Annotated in this window: 22 protein-coding genes; 10 read left to right on the forward strand and 12 right to left on the reverse strand. The window is 58.2% G+C overall.

Annotated elements, in window-relative coordinates; translation table 11 throughout:
* Position 1 precedes the first annotated feature (1 nt).
* Together LPW13_RS04790 and LPW13_RS04795 are read left to right on the forward strand one after the other, a co-directional pair.
* On the forward strand, positions 2-1,522 hold the full coding sequence (locus tag LPW13_RS04790; RefSeq protein WP_230438295.1) for an ABC transporter permease: 1,521 nt from the start codon (positions 2-4) through the stop codon (positions 1,520-1,522).
* Positions 1,522-2,535 (forward strand): ABC transporter ATP-binding protein, encoded by a 1,014-nt coding sequence (locus LPW13_RS04795; protein ID WP_230438296.1) that lies wholly within the window; start codon positions 1,522-1,524, stop codon positions 2,533-2,535. Before LPW13_RS04790 ends, LPW13_RS04795 begins: the two co-directional genes overlap by 1 nt.
* A 385-nt stretch (positions 2,536-2,920) precedes the next feature.
* Here the strand turns inward: LPW13_RS04795 and LPW13_RS04800 are convergent, their stop codons facing one another.
* The 8 genes from LPW13_RS04800 to LPW13_RS04835 form a co-directional block, all read right to left on the reverse strand.
* Positions 2,921-4,063, reverse strand: a complete 1,143-nt coding sequence (locus LPW13_RS04800; protein WP_230438297.1) for an OmpA family protein — start codon at positions 4,061-4,063, stop codon at positions 2,921-2,923.
* 389 nt (positions 4,064-4,452) lie between these two features.
* A complete protein-coding gene (locus tag LPW13_RS04805) occupies positions 4,453-5,223 on the reverse strand; it encodes a TrmH family RNA methyltransferase (protein WP_230438298.1) in 771 nt (256 codons plus the stop codon).
* Between the two features lie 10 nt (positions 5,224-5,233).
* Positions 5,234-6,124: a Rossmann-like and DUF2520 domain-containing protein gene (locus LPW13_RS04810; protein ID WP_230438299.1), complete on the reverse strand. Its 891-nt coding sequence runs from the start codon at positions 6,122-6,124 to the stop codon at positions 5,234-5,236.
* A gap of 19 nt (positions 6,125-6,143) precedes the next feature.
* Positions 6,144-6,899, reverse strand: coding sequence for a pyridoxine 5'-phosphate synthase (locus LPW13_RS04815; protein WP_230438300.1), 756 nt, complete (start codon positions 6,897-6,899; stop codon positions 6,144-6,146).
* The gene (locus tag LPW13_RS04820; RefSeq protein WP_230438301.1) at positions 6,896-7,495 is read right to left on the reverse strand and encodes a peptidylprolyl isomerase; all 600 of its coding nucleotides are present in this window, start codon (positions 7,493-7,495) and stop codon (positions 6,896-6,898) included. The genes LPW13_RS04815 and LPW13_RS04820 overlap by 4 nt, the downstream gene beginning before the upstream one ends.
* A gap of 194 nt (positions 7,496-7,689) precedes the next feature.
* Positions 7,690-8,376, reverse strand: coding sequence for a TIGR04211 family SH3 domain-containing protein (locus tag LPW13_RS04825; RefSeq protein ID WP_230438302.1), 687 nt, complete (start codon positions 8,374-8,376; stop codon positions 7,690-7,692).
* A gap of 76 nt (positions 8,377-8,452) precedes the next feature.
* Positions 8,453-8,752 (reverse strand): YciI family protein, encoded by a 300-nt coding sequence (locus tag LPW13_RS04830; protein WP_230438303.1) that lies wholly within the window; start codon positions 8,750-8,752, stop codon positions 8,453-8,455.
* Positions 8,753-8,852: 100 nt separating this feature from the next.
* On the reverse strand, positions 8,853-9,629 hold the full coding sequence (locus LPW13_RS04835; protein ID WP_230438304.1) for a VC0807 family protein: 777 nt from the start codon (positions 9,627-9,629) through the stop codon (positions 8,853-8,855).
* Between the two features lie 202 nt (positions 9,630-9,831).
* Between LPW13_RS04835 and LPW13_RS04840 the strand changes: the two genes are divergently transcribed.
* The 5 genes from LPW13_RS04840 (at position 9,832) to rluB (ending at position 14,730) form a co-directional block, all read left to right on the forward strand.
* Positions 9,832-10,728 carry a PHP domain-containing protein gene (locus tag LPW13_RS04840; RefSeq protein ID WP_230438305.1) on the forward strand — a complete coding sequence of 299 codons (897 nt, stop codon included), beginning with the start codon at positions 9,832-9,834 and terminating at the stop codon, positions 10,726-10,728.
* A 165-nt stretch (positions 10,729-10,893) separates the two neighbouring features.
* The gene (locus LPW13_RS04845; protein WP_230438306.1) at positions 10,894-11,517 is read left to right on the forward strand and encodes an L-threonylcarbamoyladenylate synthase; all 624 of its coding nucleotides are present in this window, start codon (positions 10,894-10,896) and stop codon (positions 11,515-11,517) included.
* A 183-nt stretch (positions 11,518-11,700) separates the two neighbouring features.
* Positions 11,701-12,729 carry a segregation and condensation protein A gene (locus LPW13_RS04850; RefSeq protein WP_377563746.1) on the forward strand — a complete coding sequence of 343 codons (1,029 nt, stop codon included), beginning with the start codon at positions 11,701-11,703 and terminating at the stop codon, positions 12,727-12,729.
* 4 nt (positions 12,730-12,733) lie between these two features.
* Positions 12,734-13,777: an SMC-Scp complex subunit ScpB gene (gene scpB / locus LPW13_RS04855; RefSeq protein ID WP_230438307.1), complete on the forward strand. Its 1,044-nt coding sequence runs from the start codon at positions 12,734-12,736 to the stop codon at positions 13,775-13,777.
* The gene (gene rluB / locus LPW13_RS04860; protein WP_230438308.1) at positions 13,774-14,730 is read left to right on the forward strand and encodes a 23S rRNA pseudouridine(2605) synthase RluB; all 957 of its coding nucleotides are present in this window, start codon (positions 13,774-13,776) and stop codon (positions 14,728-14,730) included. Before scpB ends, rluB begins: the two co-directional genes overlap by 4 nt.
* 90 nt (positions 14,731-14,820) lie before the next feature.
* Here rluB and LPW13_RS04865 read toward each other — a convergent pair whose 3' ends face one another.
* The 3 genes from LPW13_RS04865 to LPW13_RS04875 form a co-directional block, all read right to left on the reverse strand.
* On the reverse strand, positions 14,821-15,570 hold the full coding sequence (locus tag LPW13_RS04865; RefSeq protein ID WP_230438309.1) for an SRPBCC family protein: 750 nt from the start codon (positions 15,568-15,570) through the stop codon (positions 14,821-14,823).
* Between the two features lie 127 nt (positions 15,571-15,697).
* The gene (locus LPW13_RS04870; RefSeq protein ID WP_230438310.1) at positions 15,698-17,083 is read right to left on the reverse strand and encodes an ATP-binding protein; all 1,386 of its coding nucleotides are present in this window, start codon (positions 17,081-17,083) and stop codon (positions 15,698-15,700) included.
* A gap of 5 nt (positions 17,084-17,088) precedes the next feature.
* The gene (locus tag LPW13_RS04875) at positions 17,089-17,793 is read right to left on the reverse strand and encodes a response regulator transcription factor (protein ID WP_230438311.1); all 705 of its coding nucleotides are present in this window, start codon (positions 17,791-17,793) and stop codon (positions 17,089-17,091) included.
* Between the two features lie 410 nt (positions 17,794-18,203).
* Here LPW13_RS04875 and LPW13_RS04880 point away from each other — a divergent pair, with 410 nt between their 5' ends.
* The 3 genes from LPW13_RS04880 to LPW13_RS04890 all read left to right on the forward strand — a co-directional run bounded on the left by LPW13_RS04880 (position 18,204) and on the right by LPW13_RS04890 (position 19,722).
* Positions 18,204-18,566 (forward strand): Spy/CpxP family protein refolding chaperone, encoded by a 363-nt coding sequence (locus tag LPW13_RS04880; RefSeq protein ID WP_230438312.1) that lies wholly within the window; start codon positions 18,204-18,206, stop codon positions 18,564-18,566.
* A 227-nt stretch (positions 18,567-18,793) separates the two neighbouring features.
* Complete coding sequence (locus LPW13_RS04885) at positions 18,794-19,345, forward strand: flavodoxin (RefSeq protein ID WP_230438313.1); 552 nt, start codon at positions 18,794-18,796, stop codon at positions 19,343-19,345.
* Positions 19,345-19,722 (forward strand): hypothetical protein, encoded by a 378-nt coding sequence (locus LPW13_RS04890; protein ID WP_377563554.1) that lies wholly within the window; start codon positions 19,345-19,347, stop codon positions 19,720-19,722. Before LPW13_RS04885 ends, LPW13_RS04890 begins: the two co-directional genes overlap by 1 nt.
* 91 nt (positions 19,723-19,813) lie before the next feature.
* Here LPW13_RS04890 and LPW13_RS04895 read toward each other — a convergent pair whose 3' ends face one another.
* Positions 19,814-21,769 (reverse strand): alpha/beta hydrolase family protein, encoded by a 1,956-nt coding sequence (locus LPW13_RS04895; RefSeq protein WP_230438315.1) that lies wholly within the window; start codon positions 21,767-21,769, stop codon positions 19,814-19,816.
* Positions 21,770-21,801: the final 32 nt, after the last annotated feature.

Here is a 21,801-nt window from a genome sequence, read left to right on the forward strand (position 1 = left end):
CATGTCCCGCTGGCCCCGATCCTACCCACTGGCGCTGGTCATCGCGCTGGTGGCACTGGTGCCGGTGGGCGTTTTGTTTGCGCTGGCATCCGATACCGCAGAACTGTTTGATGCCCACAACCTCAGGGTGCTTACCAATACGCTGTTGTTGATGGTATTTACGGTGCTCGGGGCGGTATTGATCGGCGTGCCGCTGGCGGTGATCACGGCTTATGTACAACTGCCGTGGCGCAGGCTGTGGCTGATTCTCCTCGCCGCGCCCCTGGCGATTCCGAGCTATATCGGTGCTTTTACCCTGTATGCTGCCTTTGGTTCCGGTGGTGAGATCGAAAACCTGATCGGGTTGCCGACGCCGGCGGTACATGGCCTGGCCGGGGCGACCCTGGTGATGACGCTCTACTCCTATCCCTTTGTAATGCTTACTACCCGGGCCTCTCTTCTCAGTCTCGACGCCAGCCTGGTCAATGCTGCGCGGACGCTGGGTATGACGCTCGGTGTCAGTCTGTGGCGAGTGGTATTGCCGCGGGTGGTAACGGGCATCGCTGCCGGCGCATTGCTGGTGGCCCTGTACACGCTGTCAGATTTTGGTACTCCGGCCATTATGCGGCTGGATACATTTACCCGTGTGATATTCGTGGAGTACAACGCCTTCGGTCTGAGCCAGGCGGCCATGCTGTCGCTGCAGCTGTTGGTCATCGTGGGATTGGTCCTGTTTCTGGAATCCCGCGTGCGCGGCAGCCAGGAAAAACCGGGTCGACATCTGACCCTGTGGCCTGAGCGCTGGCAGAAAGTCGCAATGGGACTGGCGGTGGCGCCAGTAACCATCCTGGCGATTGTACTGCCACTATCGGTATTCGGGATCTGGCTGATACGCGAAGGCACCGGCGGATTTGACTTCCGTTACGCGTGGAACTCAGCCCACGCTTCTTTCCTGGCTGCCGTGGTGGCCGTGGTGCTGGCGATTCCCGTAGCCCACGCAGCGATTGCCGGCAAGGCCGGCCGCTTGATGGAGCGGGTTACCTATTTCGGTTTTGGGGTGCCCGGTATCGTCATGGGGACCGCGCTGGTTTATATCGGCCTGCAGTTACCGTTTCTGTACCAGACACTGAGCCTGCTGGTGCTGGCTTACGTGTTGCGCTTCTTGCCGCTCGCGGTTGGCAGTGTGCGCTCCACCGCAGAGGGGCTGGATCCGAGTCTGGTCAAAGCGGCGCGTGTTTTGGGAGCCAGCCCCCGCGAGGCGTTCCAGCGCGTCACTCTGCCGTTGACCCTGCGCGGAATGGTTGCCGGTGCGGCGCTGGTGTTCCTGGAGGCCATGCGTGAGTTGCCCGCGACCCTGATGTTGGGCCCTACCGGGTTTGAAACCCTCGCTACCTACTTGTGGCGGGTGTACGAAGCAGGGTATTTTGGCCGCGCTGCCATTCCCGGCCTGTTGCTGGTACTGATGTCGGCACTGGGGCTCGCCCTGATGCTGTCCGGTGAGCGCCGGGGCGAATTCGATGTAACAGAGAATCAACACAGTTAATGCTGAAAGTTAGCAACCTGTCAGTGAATTACGGCTCCACCCGCGTGGTAGATAGCCTCAATCTGGCACTGGCGGAAGACGAAATCCTGATGCTGGTGGGCCCCACCGGCTGCGGAAAAACCACCATCCTGCAAGCGCTGGCAGGCCTGATCCCGATTTCCGGTGGAGAGATACAGCTGGGGGGCTGGCAGTCCACGCCTACTAAAACTGTGCCGCCTGAGAAGCGCAATGTGGGCATGGTTTTTCAGGACTTCGCCTTGTTCCCGCATCTGACGGTAGAGCAGAACGTCTGTTTCCGGCTTGCCGACAAGGCGCCGGCAGATCACTGGCTGAAGCTGCTGGGGCTGGATCAGTTTCGCGAAGCGAAGCCCGCAAGGCTCTCCGGTGGTCAAAAGCAGCGTGTCGCGCTGGCGCGAACGCTGGCGCATGAGCCGGCATTTGTCCTGCTGGACGAACCACTCTCCAATCTCGATGCAGCACTTAAAGACAATTTGCGCTGGGAAATTCGCGAAGCACTGAAAACCGCTGGAGTACCCGCGATCTGGGTGACCCACGATCAGGAGGAGGCGCTCTCGGTAGGCGATCGGGTCGGGATTCTCAATGGCGGACGCCTGGAGCAGCTGGATACCCCCGAGAATTGTTTTTCCGAGCCCACCAGCCGGTTCGTAGCCCGTTTCCTGGGTGAGGCGAGTTTCCTGCCCGGAGAGCTGGTACAGGAGCAGGTTTCCACTAGCCTTGGCCCGGCACCGGGGATTGCCATCAATGGTGCCAGCGGGAAGGTCGACCTCTTGCTGCGCCCGGACGATCTGTCACTCACGCCAATGGCGTCGGGAAATGGTGTGATCGACTGGGTGCGATACGAAGGCTGCTCCCGTCTGTATGCGGTGACGGTGGATGGCGGCGCACAGCTGAAGGTGCGTGCCAGTCACGAAGTGCGGGCGAGACCCGGAGATCGCGTACATATGGCCATAACGACTACGCACCCACTGGCAGCGTTCTCCAGAGAAGTCTGACGATTCTGCGTCCTGAATGGGTGCTGACGTGTTTTTTGGAGGTTCTGTCAAGCCGTTGACGCGCAGAAACACTGGCTAGAAAGGGCTATCGCAAAAAGCTTTCCACAGCGAAGGCTTTTTAAGCTGTCACCTGCATTTAGCTCAGGTATTTGTCAACACCGTTTTGAAAACCTTTCTAATCTTTTGATTTTAAAGGGAAAATATAATTGGTTAAATTTTCTTCACAAACGGGTTACAACGGTGTCATGCGCCCTGGCGGCGTTTTCCCGATGGTTGTGCACAGAGATATCCACAGTTTCTGTGAATTGTGAATAAAAAACCCGGCAAAAGCCGGGTTTTCTGCTACCGGGATGGTCAAATCCCGTAAATACGGAATCAGTGTGGATTATTCGAAGCGCATTTCCACCCTGCGGTTCATTGCGCGACCTTCTTCCGTGGCGTTCGTGGCGATCGGTTGTGTTTCGCCATAACCCCGCGCACTGATACGGGCACTGTCGATACCGCCGCGCACCAGATACTTGCGCACAGACTCCGCACGTTCCCTGGACAGGCGCAGGTTGTATCCGTCATTGCCCTTGCTGTCGGTATGGCCGGCCACTTCGACCCGGCTTCCCGGCTGGGAGCGCAGGGAGCGCACCACCTGATCCAATTCCATTTCCGCGTTCGGTGTCAGCCGTGCGGAATTGAACTCAAACTGGATGTTTTCCAGGGTAATGGTCTGAGCCTTCACCACACAGCCTGTGCTGTCCACCTCCGCGCCGGGTAGGGTGTCGGGGCATTTGTCATTGCGATCGAGCACGCCATCTCCATCCCCGTCCGTATTGATGATCTCCGGTTTGGGTTCGGGTGGTGGCGCGGCGGCAACTTGAACTGGCGCCGGAGGGCAGGAGAGGGGAATGCTCAAGCCAATGCCGAACTGAAGGTCGTTCATGTCGGTGGCGAAGAAATCCCGCATATAGCGTACTTCCGCGCGAACTTTGAGCCCATTGTCGGCAATGGCACCCGAGACGATACCGGCCCCGACATTGATGAACATGTTGTTGTCCTGGCCATCGTAATCGATCTTGGTGTTGTTGTGGGCAACGCCAATGCCCCCAAGCAGGAAGGGTGAGTATCCTTTCCGGCCGTTGAAGTGATAGACCACGTCCATCCCCAGGCCCGAGAGCTCCACATCGCCACTGGGTTCCCGGTACGGGCTGGCGGCGTAGGCTCCGTCACCGGTGTGTATGACACCGCCGTTTGAGATTGTGTCCATATCCGGTGTGACAATGGAGTCCGGAAAGCGGGCCAGGTTTTTGTCTTCATCCAGTTGAGCGCCAAACAGCTGAACTTCGGTAAACCAGTTTCCGTCAGTCTGCCAGCCATATGTGCCGCGCAGGCCGGCTCCCTGGCGTTCCGTATTGCGGTCTTTATCAACTCGGGTGAGGAAGGGCATCACGTCAACGTAGCGGTCTTCCTGAGCCTGGACCTGGGTGCTGACGGCCAGTGTGGCGATCAAGGGGATGCCCCAGTATTTGATTGATTGCATAACAAGTCCTTTGCGTTATTTTTCCGCGGAATCGACTTTGAAAAAGGTTTTCCTGGAATGAAAGTGTTATTGGGTGGAAATTCTAAATGTTCACCGAAAACGCGCTGTCCCGATAGTGTTTAGTTGATCTGTGCGACTTTTCCAGTCGCGGGAATAATTGTTGGCGCGAAAGTCTCCGGCACCTGTCATTTTGGGGCCCGAGAGGATAAAGAGTGATCAATATGGGCGATATCGGGCTGCAGGGAGCGCTCGTTGGTCACCGGGCGCGATAGAAAATCAGCATTCGGAGAGAGGTAAAGAAAGGGAGGACCGGGAAGGGTAGCGGGGAATCGGAAAGAGGTGCTGGGGGGCAGATCTCCCCAGCGCTACATATGTAGTGGTCTGCTGACTTAGAGACGATTGCGGAAACTGATCAGTGCGGCGGTTACCGCCACATTCAGGCTTTCCACATCGTTGTGCATCGGGATGCGCAGGCTGTGGGTGCAGGCCGCGGCGGTTGCCTCACTGACGCCGTGGGTTTCATTGCCCAAGACAAAAACAGTGGCGCGATCGCTGTCCATATCAGCCAGCGTATCCCGGGCGTGGGAAGAGAGGCCACATACTTTGGCACCGTCTTTGGCGAATGCTTTCAGGGTCGGGGCCAATCGCTCACAGCGCAGGATGCGGGTCTTGAATAAAGTGCCGACACTTGCTTTGATCACCAGTGGATCGATTTGGGCGCAGCCTTTTTGTGGCAGGATGATGCCATCCATGCCGCCTGCGCATGCGGAGCGGATAATCATCCCCAGGTTTTGTGGATTGGTGATGCCATCCAGCGCCAGTAGCTGGTAATTGTTGCCCTGATGCTCCTGCAGATAAGTTTCTGCACGCCCGTATTTGGGTAGGGCCAGATCCAGCGCTACTCCTTGATCCTGGCGGGTATTCTTTGAAATTCGTGAAAGTCCCTTTCGGTCCCACCAGGCGATCTCCAGCGCTCTTTCTTTTGCCAGTGCTTCGATTCGGCTGATCAGCGCATCTTTGCGGTTGCTCTCTGCGAGGTGCAGCTTGTGTACTGGTAAGTCGGGATCTTCCAGTGCCTCCAGCACCGGTTTGCGTCCATAAATGGTCAACAGGCTGTCGAAGAAGGCGCGTTTTTTCAGGTATTCGGGGGAATCGATCACGGTGTCATTGTCACTTGGAAGGTTGGTTCAGCACTGCTTGCAGTCGCTGTGCTTGTGCATTGGTGAGCCCGGTACGCTGGGCGAGATCGACGGCCGCCAGGCCCAGAGCGCGGTAATTATCTGCCAGAAGGGGGCGCAACGCTGTCAGGGCGTCCAGCTGTTTGCGCACGGTCTCACTGTCGCCGCGGGCAATGGGGCCTGTCAGTGCGCGCCCCGGGCCCAGGGCGAAGTTGTTGCGCGCGGTTTGCAGTACGATGGGTTCCAGCAATTCGCGCGCGGTCTTTTCATCAATGCCGGCGCCCGAAAATGCCTGGAGGCTCAAGTCCATCAGGGCGGTGAGGTAGTTGCAGGCAATGACCGAGCCGCTGTGGTACAGCACCTTTTGCGGGGCCGTCAGTGTCAGCGTTTTACACCCCAGCTGCACGAATGCCTGCCGCAGCTGTTCGCAAGCGCCGCTATCACCTTCCAGAGCCACGGTACTGCCGGTGAATGTTTCCAGTGACTGTGCGGGTTCTGCAAAGCTGTGCACCGGGTGGGCGCTGGCGATCTGTGCGGGTGCGCAATCTGCCAGTGCGGCTGCGGGCAGGGCGCCACTGCAATGGAACACCATCGGCGGTGTGGTTCGATCAGTGGGTAAAAGTGGCCCCAGTTGCCGTGCGACGTCTTCAATCTGGTCGTCAGCGGTTGCAATCAGCCAGCAATCGGCAGCGGGCAAGTCTGCAAGGGAAGCACAGGCTTCTCCGGCGCCAATAAATGTTTGTGCCGCCCTGGCGGATTGCAGGGTCTGGTTGCAGATGCCGGAAATTTCAAAAGAATGGCGGCGATGCCAGAGACGGCCGAGGGTTTTTCCCAAACGGCCGGCGCCGACGATATTGAGGCTGAGTGGTATTGGGGGTGGCATTGTCTGCTCATTGCCCCGATTATTTGCCGGAGAGGCAATTGACGTAGGCGGCAACGGCATCGGAAAGCCCCATGCTGATGGCATCTACTGTCAGCGCATGGCCGATCGAGACCTCCTGTAGCCCGGGCAGGGTGCGATAGCGCGGCAAGTTGATCAGGTTGAGATCGTGGCCCGCATTGACGCCCAGCCCCAACTGCAGTGCATGTTCCGCGGCCGCACAGTGGGCGGCAAAAATATCATCTACTTCGGGGCTCTGTTGCAAGACAGCGTCTGCGAACGGGCCAGTATAGAGTTCGATGCGATCGGCACCGACTTCGCGGGCGCGGGTGATCTGAGCCTTGTCCGGATCCATAAACAGGCTGACGCGAATACCCGCATCTTTGAGTTGCTGGATTATGGGCTCGAGGCGCGCGCCGTCACGCTCGAGGTCAAAGCCGTGGTCGGAAGTCAGCTGATCATTGCTGTCCGGCACCAGCGTGCATTGCTGGGGCGCGGTTTCCAACACCAGAGGCAGCAGGCCGGGGTAGCTCCCCTGGGGGCCGGCAAAGGGGTTCCCCTCTACATTGAATTCCACCTGGCGCCTGGCGCAGAGCGCAGCCAGGCCGCGCACGTCGTCGGGGCGGATATGCCGCTGGTCCGGGCGGGGGTGGACTGTGATGCCGTCGGCCCCCGCATCGAGACAGGTGCGGCCGTGGGCGACCACGTCCGGATAGTTCCCTTCGCGGGAGTTGCGAATCAGGGCAATTTTGTTGAGATTGACGCTGAGAGCGATCACTGGCCGGCGCCTCCGGTATCGAGTTCTTTTCTGCGAGCTTTCAGTATACGCACCGGCGTATTGGGTGCGTCTGGAAAGGCTTTGTATTGTCCGCGGGGCTCCGCCGCAATGCGTTGCACCACGCTCATTCCCAGTAGAACCTTGCCGAATACGGTGTATCCGGGTTTCTGTGCGCTGCCGTCCAGGCGGCTGTTATCCGCCAGATTGATGAAAAACTGGGATGTGGCGCTGTTCGGGTCGCTGGTGCGGGCCATGGCAATGGTGCCGCGCTCGTTGGAAAGACCGTTATCGGACTCATTGACCACGGGATCGCGGTTGGTTTTCTCGGAAAAGTCGAAGGTATAACCGCCTCCCTGCGCCATAAAACCGGGAATTACCCGGTGAAAGATGGTGCCGTCATAGAAGCCGGCGTCCACATAGGTGAGGAAGTTCTTTACGGTCTCGGGGGCTTTGTCAGGGTAGAGGGCCAGTTCAATCGTGCCCAGATCTGTTTCCAGCTCCACGCGGGGGGCGTTGAGGGCGAATGCCGATTGCGAGGCAAGGGCACAGAGGACAAGCGCGGAGATGATGGTGTATAGCTGGTGAACTTTCTTCATGAGCTTCCGGTTACCTGTATGGCTTCATCCGTGGAGAAGTTTCCGAAATGGCATTTATGTGTCTGGAATTGTACCAGCAGTGGTGGTGCCAGCAGAACGCAATCGCCCGGTCAGGGACCGGGCGATTGGATTCCGGAATGTAGGATTCTAACGGTAGCCTTGCAGGGTGGAAACCGCTGTCGTTAGTGAGGGGGTTAGTTGGCCCACTCTGAATTGCGTTTGCGTGGGCGGAAGTGTGGCGCGACCATGGCCAGGAACGCTCCCATCAGAACCGACAGCGCACCATACATATACCACTTCTGGGTGTCGCTGCTGCTCAGGCGCTGAATCTCAGCCTGGTCCATAACCTGTTTCTGTTTCAGCAGCTCGTGTTGGTTGAGCAGCTTCTGGTGGCGCTGGTTCAGGGATACGGCGTCAGCAGAGAGTGTCTTCAGTTCCTTGAGCTCTTTGGACAGTGTTTCCGCACGCTCCTTTGCGGCTTGCAGGGCTGCAGTCAGTTCATTGTTTTCCTTTTCCAGGCGGCGAACTTCTACGCCGAGGTTACCCTGCAGACTTTCAATATGCTGCAGCCGCGCTTCGGCTTTTTCCAGCTTGATCTTGGCTACTGGTTCAGACTCCAGGTACTGGCGACGTATCCAGCCTTCTTCGCCGCCCGGTGTGCGAACCTGGGCCCATCCGGTATCGGGGGAATCCTGCAGCAATGTCAGCTTGGTGCCGCTGGGCAGGCCGCGGTGCAGGATGCGAAATTCATTGCCCTGCCCGGAGCGCATGGGGACATGCAGCTCGTCGGTAATATAGCGTTCGGAGCTGATTGCCTGGCTGCTGGCAGCGGCAAAGGCCAGGGCGGTGGCGGTCAGGTTTTTTAGCAGTGCTTTCATCATTCGGTCAAAACATCGGTTGAAACATCGTTGTTATAATGGCGAAAAATTGCCGCTTCTGGTGTGAAGCCGGTAGCAATCAGGGCAAAACGCGTTTGTAGGGCTTAACGATTACCGAGGCATAAACGCCGGCGGCAACATACGGGTCCGCGTCCGCCCATTTTTCTGCCGCTTCCAGCGATGGAAATTCCGCGACCACCAGGCTGCCAGTGAACCCCGCTTCCCCCGGGTCTTCACTGTCGATGGCGGGCAGAGGGCCCGCAATCAGCAGGCGACCCTGGTCCTTCAGGCTGTTCAGCCGGGCAATATGATCGGGTCGCGCAGTTTTGCGCAATGGCAGGCTGTTTTCGACATCTTCGCTGATGATGGCGTACCACATAAATCCGTGATTCCTTAACGTGTGTTGTTTATTGTTCGCGCGTTCTTGTTTTCAGGTAGTTCTCTTCAAGTGCTTTACCCGGGACAGCTTGGCGGCTGTATTACTGCTCGTTGACGATTTCTTCCAGCTTCAGGCCCGTTAACGTGGTAATGCGGCGGAACAGAAACACCAGCACCAACATCAAGATGATGGTGGCGGGGAGAGCGATTACCGGAAAACTGAGCGCGGTCATTTTGCCCAGCTCTGCATTGAACGCTTCCGTGCCCGGGGGGCTTTTCAGCAGCATCTCTGCAAGCAGGTAGTTCAATACAGAAGACATGAAAAACGAACCGGCAATCATCCAGGAGGCGTGCAGTAAGGTGCGATCGAACGCGCTCTCATTGCCCCTGGTTCGCAGGGCGCGCGCGATGCGGCCGGTATCGAGAATGCGGTCGTTGTAAATGAGGGTTTTCACCAGTGGCCAGCGCGTGTAGAGGGAAGCTACAGTGGCGATGCCCAGCAAGCCGGGAATCGCGGCTTCCTTGATGGCGATGTATTTTGCTTCCAGCTCCAACAGGCTGATACCGCCGGTGAGCAGGATGCTGAAGATGCCCAGTGCGGAAAAAAAGTTGACCTTGCCGGAGCGCTGCAAATCCCGCAGACCGTAAATAATGGGAAAGGCGAGCGCGACCACAATGGCCCACTTTGTGCCCAGCCAGTCATCGCCGGACAGTTTGGTCAGAATCACCGTGGGGATGACAATATTCAGCAGCAGATTGGCCAGCAGGCTCTCTTTGTGAGGCTGTTGCGCAGGCGCGGTCTGGGCCGCGTTGTCTGCCGTGGATTCAGTGCTGATCGCTTCCGGCGCTTGGGCCTTGGGGTGATCGGTATCTGTCATGGTCTGTTCCGGTGATAATGCCCGCTGGCTGACGCTACAGCTGTCAGCGGCGAAAATGGATCCCCGCGCTCGGGGCCTTATCCCTGAAACCGGCACGCTGGTCCGGCAAACTGGTCGGCCTGAGACATTGGCCGGTGTAATGGGTTCAATAGTGACGGTAAAGTGAACAAAATCCAACCAATATGGCGGAAAGTTTAGCAAAATGACCGATACAGTATTTTCCGGTCAATTCTCCGGGCAAATAGACCTGCACTGCCACAGTACCGCCTCTGACGGTATTTTAAGCCCTACCGAGCTGGTGTCGAGAGCGAAAGCACAGGATGTCACGCTATTGGCGCTGACCGATCACGACACAGTGGCTGGCGTACGCGAGGCTGAACACGCCGGAGAGGCGCACGGGGTCTCCATTTTACCCGGTATCGAATTTACCGCCTGCTGGGGGCGGCGCAGCGTACATGTCGTCGGGTTGAACGTAGACTGCTCGTCCATGTCGTTGCAGCAAGGTGTTGCAGTCCGTGACCGATTGCGCGCCGAGCGCGCGGAGCAGATTGCCCTGCGATTGGAAAAACGCGGTTTTACGGGCGCTCTGTCAGGGGCCAGGTCTTTTGCCGGCGACGGGGTGATCGGGCGCCCACACTTTGCGCGCTGGCTGGTGGAAGCTGGACATGTGCCGGATACCGCGAAAGCGTTCAAGCGTTACCTGGGTGCCGGGAAGACCGGTGATGTGGCGGTGGCCTGGCCCGATCTCACAGAGACTGTGGCGACTATCCGCGCAGCGGGTGGCGCAGCGGTTCTGGCCCATCCACTGAAATACGGTTTGACACGCACCCGCCTGCTGGGCTTGTTGACGGACTTTCGCGACGCCGGTGGGCAGGGCGCAGAAGTGGTTTGCGGGCGCCAGAACCCGGTACAGACCCGGGAAGTCCTCTCATTACTCGAGCGGGTGGCCGCAGACGGGCGCGGACTGCTGGCTTCCCTCGGCAGTGATTTTCACCAGCCGGACCAGCCCTGGCGAGAACTGGGTTCGGTAAGACTGCCCGCGGGCGTCGAGCCAATCTGGAATCTGTGGCAAACTGATGCAGAGATGGTCTCAGGTTAGAGGTATCTGTCTGGACCGGGCGGTCGTGTGGTGTTGGCGCCACATGGCCGTGCGTCGTCTTTCAGACAGTCATCCTGGTAAACACAGTTCTGGGCATGCGGTTACGTGCTGCCAGTGAGGTGCGACCGTCGTAACAGTACTTTATCGGGGTATCAGGGGGTATTTGTGGCACAGTTTTTCCAGATTCATCCGGACAATCCGCAGGCACGGCTGATCAATCAGGCCGCTGAGATCGTCTCCGCCGGCGGTATCATCGTATTTCCCACGGATTCAGCCTACGCCATTGGCTGTCGGCTTGGGGAAAAGCTCGCCGTAGAGCGTATCCGCGCGCTGCGGCAACTGGACAAGCATCATAACTTTACCTTGATGTGCCGGGATCTGTCGGAACTGGCCAGCTACGCCAAGGTCGACAATCAGATGTTCCGCCTGCTTAAAAATCATACCCCGGGCCCCTACACCTTCATCATGCCGGCCACTTCGGAAGTGCCGCGTCGGCTGGCACATGCCAAGCGTAAGACCATTGGTCTGCGGGTGCCGGAAAATGCCATCGCACTGGCGCTGATCGAGGCCCTGGGCGAGCCACTGATGAGCTGCAGCCTGATCATGCCCGGAGAGGAGCAGCCGCTCACCGACCCCTACGATATCCGCGACACCCTGGAGCACCAGGTGGAGCTGGTTATCGACGGTGGGTTCTGTGGTCTGGAAGCGACCACGGTGGTGGATCTCACTGGCGACGAGCCCGAGCTGGTGCGTCAGGGATGCGGCACAATTGATGAAATAATCGGCTGACTCTGATGTATAATCGCCCGTTTGCATTTCCGGAAGGACTGCCGTGTGTCCAGTGACGATTTTGAAGAAGTAGTAATGGCGTCTGCAGGCCCTGAAGAGGAGGCTGCAGACCCCGAAAATGCTGCCGATAGTACCGGGTGCGAGCCGGCCACCGAGGATGATGTAGCGGCCGCGGCGGAAGAGATCCTGAAGGCGGAAGCGTCGACTCAGGCGTCCGACGACGAGAGCGTTACATCCGAAGCCGGCGAGAGTGATGGATCGGGTGCCGACCAGTCGGTGTCCGGCGACGGCGCGCGACAGGGGGAGATGCCCTTTGCTCTGGTTGAAGGCAAGGCGTTCACCGATCTCCCCGCTGACCTGTACATTCCCCCGGATGCGCTGGAAGTCATCCTCGAGGCCTTTGAAGGGCCCCTGGACCTGCTGCTGTACCTGATCCGTCGCCAGAATCTGGATATTCTCGAGATCAACGTTTCCGACATTACCCGCCAGTACATGGGGTATGTGGAAATGATGACCGCAATGCGGTTCGAGCTGGCTGCCGAATACCTGGTGATGGCGGCGATGCTGGCGGAGATCAAATCCCGCATGCTGCTGCCACGTCCGCCGGAAGCGGAAGAAGAGGAGGGCGAGGATCCGCGCGCGGCACTGATCCGCCGCCTGCAGGAGTACGAGCGCTTCAAGTCCGCTGCGGAAGATATGGATGAACTCCCCCGGGTGGGGCGGGATATCCACCAGGCCAATGCCACCGGTCCGGATCGCAAGCTTACCCGCCCTGAACCCGAGGTGGACCTGAAGGAAGTGTTGGTGGCACTGGCGGATGTGCTGCGGCGTGCGGACATGTTTGAAAGCCATCAGGTGGAGAAAGAAAAGCTGTCCACCCGCGAGCGTATGACCGAGGTACTGGACAAAATTCGCCACCGCCAGTTCGTTCCCTTTGTCAGCCTCTTCCGCGCGGAAGAGGGGCGTCTGGGCGTCGTGGTGACCTTTCTTGCGGTGATGGAACTGGTGAAAGAGTCTCTGGTGGAACTGATCCAGAACGATGCGTTCAGCGCTATCCATATCCGGGCGCGGGGCGACGTGGCTGAGAATGCCGATCAGGCGGCAGAAAATGAAGATGGGCGGGCGCATAACAAAGAAAGCGAGTGGGACGACACTGAAGCTGAAGACGAACCAACGCAAAGCGCCGCCGATGTAGAGCCGGCGCTGGGTTAATTAATTGAGTGAACCGAACGAAATGAGTATTACTCCGGAAGTATTACGCCGGGTTGTGGAAGGGGCGCTACTGGCGGCGGCACAGCCGTTGTCGGAAGATCGTCTGTTGTCGCTATTTGATGAAGAGGAACGGCCGGAAAAAGCCCTGCTCAGGGAAGTACTGGAGCAGATTATAGAAGATGGTGCCGGACGTGGTTTTGAACTGAAGCAGGTCGCCAGCGGCTGGCGTTTTCAGGTGCCGGAAGACCTGGCGCCCTGGGTTAACAAGCTGTGGGAAGAGAAACCGCAGAAATACTCGCGCGCGACACTGGAAACACTGGCGATCATCGCCTACCGCCAGCCGATTACCCGCGGCGATATCGAAGAGATCCGCGGCGTTGCGGTCAGCTCACATATTGTTAAAAGCCTGACCGAGCGCGGCTGGATTAAAGTTGTTGGCCAGAGGGATGTCCCCGGTAAACCTTCGCTGTATGCGACTACCCGGGAGTTTCTCGACTATTTCAATCTGCGCAGCCTGGATGATCTGCCTACCCTGGCGGAAATCCGCGATATCGACAGCCTGAATGCGGCGCTGGATCTCGGAGAGGCGGCCAATACCGACTCGGCTGAGGGGACAGCAGGCGATGGTTCAGCGGGCGAGGGCGCCGCGGAAGATCAGGAACCGACGGCAGATCAAAGTGATGAGGCGTACGGCGGGGGGCAAGGCGCCCCGGAAGCGCCGATCGACGAATCACAGGCGCCATCGGACCTGTCGGCCGAAGATGCCGATGACGGGCAACAGCCTCAGGCGGCGGAGGCCGAAGACAGCCTGCCGGCCGTCCACGCGGACTATGCTGAAGCAGAGTCTACCCCTGAAGCTGACATCGAGTCAGATCACGATTCTTTTAATCAATTGGCGGAACGGAACGAGCAGGAAGTGCAGACAGCCGAAAATGACGACGCGCCAGTGAGCGAGTTGCAGTCTGAAACCACTGCCGAATCCGAACAAACGCCATCCGGCGATTTAGACGCCGACGAACCCCAAGTGCGGGAAAGCCAGGATACATGAGTAACGAATCCGTGCCTGCGGGCGAAAAATTGCAGAAAGTATTGGCTCGAGCGGGAATGGGTTCTCGCCGGGAAATGGAGCGGGCCATCGAGGCTGGCCGTGTCACCGTCAATGGCGAAGTCGCCGGATTGGGCGAGCGGGTTACCGATGACGACCAGATCGAATTTGATGGCCGCCGGTTGCCGGGTATTGAAGAGAACCGCCTGCGGGTCATCCTTTACAACAAACCCATTGGGGAAATCTGTTCCCGACATGACCCGGAGGGCCGGCCCACGGTCTATGATCGTCTACCGCGCCTGAAAAGTGGCCGCTGGATTTCTGTCGGCCGACTCGACTTCAATACCAGTGGCCTGTTGCTGTTTACCAACAGCGGCGAATTGGCCAACAAACTGATGCACCCGTCATCGGTTATCGATCGGGAATATCTGGTGCGAATCCAGGGGCACGTCGACGATGAAGTCAAGAAACGTCTGACTTCCGGCGTATTACTGGATGACGGTCAGGCCCGCTTTACCGATATTGTGGAAAGCGGTGGCGAAGGCACCAATCGTTGGTTCTATTGTGTGGTGATGGAAGGACGTAACCGGGAAGTTCGGCGCTTGTGGGAGTCCCAGGGCGTGCGGGTTAGCCGGCTTAAGCGCGTGCGTTACGGCAGTGTCTTTATTCCGTCTCATGTGCGTGTGGGGCAGTGGATAGAGATGGAACCGAAAGAGATTGATGACCTCTGTATTACTGCGGGGCTGCCGAAACTGGGTCAGCGACCTCTGACTCAGTCGGAGAAAGAGACTCTGCAACGCCAGCGTCGAAAGCTGCGAAAAGCGCCTTCGAAAGCGACGCTTAAGACTGCTCCGAGTAAACCAACCCCGAAATCGAGCCCAAAGCCGCCTTCCAAGGCAGCGCCCTCGAGAGCCAAGGCGAGAAATACCAGGCCCACGCGGAAGGGAAGAAAGTAGAGCTGTTGTGGCGCAGATGTAAATGTCCTGGCGCATCAAAGACAAGGCGGCTGTTGTTGGCCGCCTTTTTAATGCGTGTGATTTGGGGGCTTATTCACGGTGCGATTCGGGGTTCGGCTCTGAATCAAACTCTTCGAGGGCATCTTCATCGTTGCCGGGCAGTTCGCCTGCCTCTTCGTCGTCCAGAATCGGACTTTCCATTCCGGGGTCTACCGGCGCCGGTTCAATGGTGCCCGGGTCGGCGCTTTCCGGAGCCTGGGGCAGGGGCTGTGAATCAGAGGACGTGGCACTGTTCTCGCTGGATAATGGCGCACTGCCCGGGGCATCTTCCACCACGGTCTTCAGTTTCTGCAGCCCCTGCTCGTACGACGCGCCAACCATTCTCGATACCATCAAGCCGATCCAGCGCGCTATAGGGCCAGCTCCCATCTCGGACGAGAACGACCATGTGATATTGGTACCGCTGCCCTGAGGCTGCAGCTGGAACTCCGATCTGGCGGTTCCCTGGGAGCCGAAATCGAGATCCATCGCTACCCGGGAATAGGGCTCGCTGGCGGTAATTGCCATCGCCCCGGCACCCACATTGGGATCGTCGCTTTTCCATTTCATGGAAGAGCCAACACCCTCGGCAAAGCCGTCATAGGAGTACTGCGTTTCCGGGTCGATTTGGAACCACGGCGACCACTGATTGAACTTGCGCAAATCATTCACATAGGGAAATACCACCGCTGGTGGTTCCGCGATGTAGACACTGCGCTCGGTGGTAGCGACGCGGGGAAACAGGAAGCCTGCCAGCACCAGCAGGGCGAGGAAGATCAGAATGTACAGAATCCAGCGCATGGTATTCCCTTATCTGTGTAGAGCTTGTCTGTGCAGAATCTGTCTATGCAAAGTTTGTCAGTGCAAGACCGTTGCCAGTTTAGGGTATCGCAGCGAAAAAGAGTATGCGTCGGCTGTGCCAACCGCGTCAGAAGGCATCGTCCAATAGGGGTAATTCAATGCTAATGCCCAGTCCCGCGTGTTTTGGATTGAACGCAGTGATGACACCGCCGTGCTGCACCACCGTCCGCTGGGCGATCGCCAGTCCCAGGCCGAACCCTCCGCTCTCCCGGGTGCGCGCTTCATCGGTACGATAGAAGGGGCGGAATATGGCTTCCAGCTCCGTTTCCGGCACGCCGCTGCCGGCGTCGATCACCTGGATACGGCAGCGCTGTTCGGGCTGCGCCGTCACCGTGAGTTCGACCGCGCTACCTCGGGGGCTGTATTTGATGCTGTTACGCAGAATGTTCTCCAGCGCGGCGGTCAACGAGCTGCCCCGGGTGGCGACCAGGAATTCGCGTTCGCCCTGTCTGAGAGCAAACTGCACCCCCTGAGCCTGGGCTTCATCCTGCAACTCTTCGGTCAGTGCCTGCAATAGGCTGTTGACTTCCACCACATCGTCCAGCGGTCGGTCGTCATTGCTATTGACTGGTAGCGACAGGATATCGGCAATGATGTCTTCCAGGTAATCGGCCGCCTTGCCAATTTTGTCCAGCTCCGGATCCAGAGCGCCAACATTCTTCTGCCGTGCGATGCCGAGCGCGACCTGCAGGCGGGCGAGGGGGGAGCGCAGTTCGTGGGACACATCCTTGATCAACCGGCGCTGTTCCGCCATAGACTCTTGCAGTTGCGCTGTCATGGAATCGAAGTCGGCAGCCAGTTCGCCCAGCTCGAGGCTATGGCCTTTCAAAACCGGGGTTACCCGGTAACCCAGATCGCCGGCGGCGACACGCCGGCTGGCAACGCGCAGGTTATCCAGTGGCTTGCTGAGGTAGCGGGCCAGAAAATAGCAGGCGAGGCCGGATGCGAGGGTGGCGAGCACCAGAATCGGCCAGAAGTTGTTCAACAGGAAGCGAACCAGCAACTCTTCCTTGCTTCTGCCGGCGATGAAAACCACCCGCAGGCTGTCGCCGCCGCGCTGGGGAACAAAAAAGCCAATGGTGGGCTTTTTATCGACCAGGGCATGCTCTTCGCGATTGCGGAAATTGAGGGCGGCGATCAGCGGTGCCATGGACTGGGGGATCGGGCGGTTGAGCAGCTCGTGGCCGCTGTGATCCAGCGCGTAGATGCGCTCTTGTAAATCCGCTGGCAGTCGCTCCAGCCAGTGGTGAAAATGCTCAGGGCCGTGACGGCGGGAAATACGCAGGTTGTCGGTAATCTCCCGAAAGAGCTCTGCGCCCTCCCAGCGGTCTTTCTGGCGCGGATCGCCAAATTCGCGGAAGTGGGTAATGTAAACCGCCAGAAATACCATGAGGATGGCTGTCAGCCAGGCGCCGATAAACATGCGCCCGAACAGGCTGCTGATGAACTTCATTCCGCTTAACCCTGGCTCTTGGTCAGCATATAGCCGGCGCCGCGGATGTTGATGATCAACTCCCGGCTGGCACCGTGCCCGGCGAGTTTTTTGCGGATATTGCTGACGTGTACATCAATGGAGCGATCGTAAGGCATCAGTTTCCGACCCAGGGCTTCTTCCGTCAGCACTTCTTTACTGACAACTTCACCGGCGTGCTCGACCAGGACTTTGAGTACAGAAAATTCCGCCCCTGTCAGGTTGACCGGCTGGCTCTCCCAGGTGCATTGGTGTTCTCTGGGAAGCAGGACGATGGGACCGCACGACAGGTTGTCGGATACGGCTTCCGCCTCCGAGCGCCCGCGCCTGAGTACCGCGCGCAGGCGCGCTGCCAGTTCTCTGGGGTTGCAGGGTTTTGGCAGATAGTCGTCGGCCCCCATTTCCAGCCCGACGATCCGGTCCACCGTGTCGCCTTTTGCGGTCAGCATTAGCACGGGCAGGGACTGACTGTTTGCCCCGGATTCCTCACGCAACTTACGCAATACATCGAACCCGTTGTGGATCGGGAGCATCACATCCAGCACTAAAGCATCGAACGGCTGGCTGCGTGCCAGCTCCAGCCCGCGGCCACCGTCATTGGCAACGGTAACCGAAAAACCTTCGCCCACCAGGAATTCTTCCAGCAGCTCAGTCAGTTCTGTGTCGTCGTCTACCAGCAGGATATGGCTCATGGGCGCGAGTCTCTCGGATCAGGTTATTCAATGGCAGTTTAAAAGTACCGGCTCAGGTCACTTCCAGCCGCCTTGGATTGCTTGATCAGCATTATATGCGCGGGGTTTCGCTTCCGTGAGGATGAGAATGGCGGCTTTTACCGTTCTTAACAAATGTTTACCACCCTTAGCCCCTATTTACACAGTGCGAGCCTAGTATGCACCTACTGAAACAGAAAACGGGCCCTGACAATTTGTCAGTCCGAAACCCGACACCGCCTGGAGACGGGCATCATCACGAGAGGATAGATCTATGAACCGATGGAAAGCGCTTGCAGGCAGTCTGGTACTGAGTGGTGCGATGGTTGCACCGGCAATGGTGATGGCTTCCCCCCCATGGCGATCACGGCCCGCGCCACCACAAGCACCGCATGTTTGAGCATATCGCCGAGAAGCTGGATCTCACGGAAGGCCAGAAAGCCCAATTGAAGGCGAACCGGGATGCCAGTAAAGAGGCCTACAAGGCTCGCCGGCAGGAGTCCAGAGAGTTGCGAAAGGAATTGCATGAAGCGGTGCGCTCGGGTGCGGACCAGGCGACTTTGGATAGCCTCGGTACACGTATTGGCGCCCTCGCGGTACAGAGGGCCCAGGATATGGAACAGCAGCGTTCGCAGTTTGAGGCCATCCTGACCGATGAGCAAAAGGCGACACTGAACGAGATGAAAGCGGAGCGTATGGAGCGCCATCAAAAGCGCAAGCAGCGCTGGCGCGATCGCGCTGACAGCGACGAGTAAGCCCTCCCGCTGAACAGTCAGTCACGGATCGCTCGTCGGCATCTACCCCAACGCCCGGCAAGCTTTCACCCCTGATGCCTCCGCTTTGCGGGGGCTTTTTTATGTCGGAGCGCTTGAGGTCGGGTCCCCGTCTTGCCCCAGTGCTTGCCGCACCCGCCCTTTGTTGGGAAAATGCCGGCCCCTGTCGGGCCGCCTGCGCCCGTCGACTGGCAGTTTGAGGAGTGAGTGTGAGCAAGATCGGCCTGTTTTTCGGCAGTGACGAGGGCAATACCGAAGGCGTTGCCCAGCGTATTGTGGCGCGCCTGGGGGAAGACCGTGTGGAAATCCACGATATTGCGGATGTGACCCAGCTGGAAATCGCCGACTACGATCAGCTGATTTTCGGTATTCCTACCTGGGACTTCGGGCAGATTCAGTCTGACTGGGAAGATTTCTGGGAAGATGTGCAGGAAATCGACTTTACCGGAAAAACCGTGGCTTTGTTCGGGCTGGGCGACCAGTTCGGCTACGGTGACTACTTCCTCGATGCCATGGGCATGCTGCACGATGTGATCGTCGCCAACGGCGCTAATATCATTGGTCACTGGCCGACAGAAGGATATGACTTCGAAGCCTCCAAGGCGGAAGTGGAAGGGCAGGGCATCTTTGTTGGCCTCGCCATTGATGAAGATCAGCAGGAAGAAATGACGGCAAAGCGTCTCAACGAATGGTGTCGTCAGATCGCCGACGAGTTCGGGCTCGAAGGCGGAGCGGACGGCGTCGAGCAACTCGAGGACTGATGCCTGTGACCGACTCCCTGGCGCTCAAAGATTTCTGGCCCTGGCTTGCAGAGCATGCGAACTGCATTCTGCGGGCGGGATCTCCCGATGTCATTCTCTACGATGACGACGATTTCTACTGGCGCTTTACCCACGAAAGCCCACAAACCCTGTTGGTCCAGCTGATGCGCGGCAAACGCCTGGTGGGCGAGATGTTTGTGGAGCCTGATCTGGTCACTTCCGTCCGTATTTCTCCCGGAGATAAAGATGGCACCATCTTTGATCTGATGGCGCAGGCCGATGGAGAAGAACAGGTGCTGTACTACTTCGTGATGGCGCATGGTTTTGATGAGCGTGAACCAGCGGTAGCTCCCGCCCGGCACGGCAGGTTGCACTGAGCGGGATCGCTGAAAACCAGAAAGCGCGGCTTGCAAACCGCGTTTTCTGGTTTTGGTTTCTCTGGCTTTTCCGGCTTCCCGGTGCCGCAAATCATTTTTCCGCTGCACCGACACCAATATGTGTATCGAGGAAGCCCAGTAATTGGGTATATAGCAGTTTGCGGTTGTCCTCGTTGTAAAAGCCGTGTCCCTCGTGTTTCACAATCAGGGATTGTGCGGGTTTGCCGTTCTCTTCCAGCTTTTCCAGTAATGCCTCGGCGTGGGCCACTGGCGCGCGCTCGTCCTCCTCACCGTGAATGATAAACAGCGGCAGGTTGAGTTTGTCGGTGTGGTAGAGCGGGGAATTGGCTCGCATATGTTCCTGATCCTGGCCAACGGTGTCACTGAGGTAGGCGATGCCGCGGTCCCGGCGGCGAACATCTCCTTCCTTGTAGAGCAGTTCCAGGTCATAGACACCGACATAGCCCGCGGCGCACTGGTACAGATCCGGGTAGCGGATGGGATTCATCAGCGCGGAATAACCGCCAAAGCTTGCCCCATAGATACAGACCCGCTCTGGATCTGCATGTCCCTCAGCCACGGCCCATTTCACCGCCTCGGCAATATCCCGCTGAATATTCCCGCCCCATTGATTTTTTCCGGCATCGAGAAAATGGTCGCCGAACCCGGTGGAGCCGCGAAAATTGACCTGGAGCACCAGGTAACCATTCTGGGAGAGTATCTGTGCATCCCGGGTGTAGCCCCAGAAATCCCGCGCGTGGGGGCCGCCGTGGGGCATGACCACCATGGGCAGCTTGCCGGAATCCTCTGTGTTGGCGGGGAAGGTCAGGTAGGTGCTGATACGCAGGCCGTCGGAGGATTCAAAGTGCTCTGCGCGCATGGGATTCAGGTTGTCGGGATCCAGCCACTCTGCCGATGAAAGCAGAAAGTCGACTTTTTTGGACGCCATATCCACCAGGAAAAAGTCTCCGGGCAGGCGGTCACCCGAGACCTGCAAAACACCGGTTTTACCGTCCCGGGTAAAGCTGGTGAAGTTGATATGGTAACCCTGAAAGGCTTTTTTCAAGCCGCGATACAGGGGGGCAAAGCCATTGCCTTCATCAAAAAATTGAACGGTGGGGTAGTCGGGATTCAGGTAAACACCGATAGGGCGCTGGTTGCTCGGTTGCAGAATTACATCACTGATATCGGCGATTTCATCCTGCACAATTTTTTTCACTTCCTGCTTTTCTCGATCCCAGGCAATCAGTGTTTCAGTCTGGCCAGGTATATCTGCCACCAGGTAGGCCAGCTCGCGCTCGTGGTCGTAACCGACTGGCGCGCCGTGGCGCAAAACCGGGTGCGTAACCTGCTCCCAGCCATTTTCCGCTTTGGTGTAGAGCTCGTACTCGTTTTCGCGGTTGGTGCCATTGGCAAACAGCAGGTTGCCGCGGCCGTCGGTGTAAGCGCGCCCTCCGACCTGAGGTAGCCCGATAACGGATCGACGCACACCGGTGTAGATATTCAGGCGATAGACATCCCCATGGGTTTCCCAGTCTCTCGCCCAGGGATAGGTGGATATCAGAATCTCGTTTTTGTCGTCCGCCAGCGGGTCGATGATGGTGGCGTGGGCGTAGGTGTCTTCCGCTTTCTTGATACGGCTACCGGTTTGCCGCTCCCCGGCGGCGTAACCAAAAATATTCTTGCCGCGGGTACCATCTGCATTGATGGCATATAGAGACCCGTAGTTTACCGGGGCTTCCAGCGCAGCTTTTTTGGTAATGACTTCCGCTACCACTCGGTCGTCGCTGGCCCAATAAAAATTGCCCACTTCCTCTTGCCCACGAAAGCGCAGGCGGCCGGTAATTTTCAGTGGTGACAGGGACATGATGACCAGCACCCGCTCCCCCTCGAACTTGCGCTGTACCGCCAGATGAGTACCGGTTGGGGAAATTTTGACCTGGTGGACTTCCGGGTGGCGGATCAGGTCTTCGAGGGGGACCGTAGCAGCGGCGACTGCAGTGACGGTCAGGGAGAAGAAGAAACAGAGGACTGTGGCCAGACGCATAAACACTCCATGTAATACGGCGTTGGTTAATG

This window comes from Microbulbifer celer (assembly GCF_020991125.1).
Taxonomy (GTDB): Bacteria; Pseudomonadota; Gammaproteobacteria; order Pseudomonadales; family Cellvibrionaceae; genus Microbulbifer; species Microbulbifer celer.

Coding starts and splice junctions, on each gene's coding strand:
- LPW13_RS04810 (WP_230438299.1), bottom strand. CDS start 6,124: ATGCCACCCCCAATACCACTCAGCCTCAATATCGTCGGCGCCGGCCGT.
- rluB (WP_230438308.1), top strand. CDS start 13,774: ATGAGTAACGAATCCGTGCCTGCGGGCGAAAAATTGCAGAAAGTATTG.
- LPW13_RS04890 (WP_377563554.1), top strand. CDS start 19,345: ATGCCTGTGACCGACTCCCTGGCGCTCAAAGATTTCTGGCCCTGGCTT.
- LPW13_RS04840 (WP_230438305.1), top strand. CDS start 9,832: ATGACCGATACAGTATTTTCCGGTCAATTCTCCGGGCAAATAGACCTG.
- LPW13_RS04795 (WP_230438296.1), top strand. CDS start 1,522: ATGCTGAAAGTTAGCAACCTGTCAGTGAATTACGGCTCCACCCGCGTG.
- LPW13_RS04880 (WP_230438312.1), top strand. CDS start 18,204: ATGTTTGAGCATATCGCCGAGAAGCTGGATCTCACGGAAGGCCAGAAA.
- LPW13_RS04790 (WP_230438295.1), top strand. CDS start 2: ATGTCCCGCTGGCCCCGATCCTACCCACTGGCGCTGGTCATCGCGCTG.
- LPW13_RS04835 (WP_230438304.1), bottom strand. CDS start 9,629: ATGACAGATACCGATCACCCCAAGGCCCAAGCGCCGGAAGCGATCAGC.
- LPW13_RS04865 (WP_230438309.1), bottom strand. CDS start 15,570: ATGCGCTGGATTCTGTACATTCTGATCTTCCTCGCCCTGCTGGTGCTG.
- LPW13_RS04820 (WP_230438301.1), bottom strand. CDS start 7,495: ATGAAGAAAGTTCACCAGCTATACACCATCATCTCCGCGCTTGTCCTC.
- LPW13_RS04870 (WP_230438310.1), bottom strand. CDS start 17,083: ATGAAGTTCATCAGCAGCCTGTTCGGGCGCATGTTTATCGGCGCCTGG.
- LPW13_RS04875 (WP_230438311.1), bottom strand. CDS start 17,793: ATGAGCCATATCCTGCTGGTAGACGACGACACAGAACTGACTGAGCTG.
- LPW13_RS04825 (WP_230438302.1), bottom strand. CDS start 8,376: ATGATGAAAGCACTGCTAAAAAACCTGACCGCCACCGCCCTGGCCTTT.
- LPW13_RS04800 (WP_230438297.1), bottom strand. CDS start 4,063: ATGCAATCAATCAAATACTGGGGCATCCCCTTGATCGCCACACTGGCC.
- LPW13_RS04895 (WP_230438315.1), bottom strand. CDS start 21,769: ATGCGTCTGGCCACAGTCCTCTGTTTCTTCTTCTCCCTGACCGTCACT.
- LPW13_RS04830 (WP_230438303.1), bottom strand. CDS start 8,752: ATGTGGTACGCCATCATCAGCGAAGATGTCGAAAACAGCCTGCCATTG.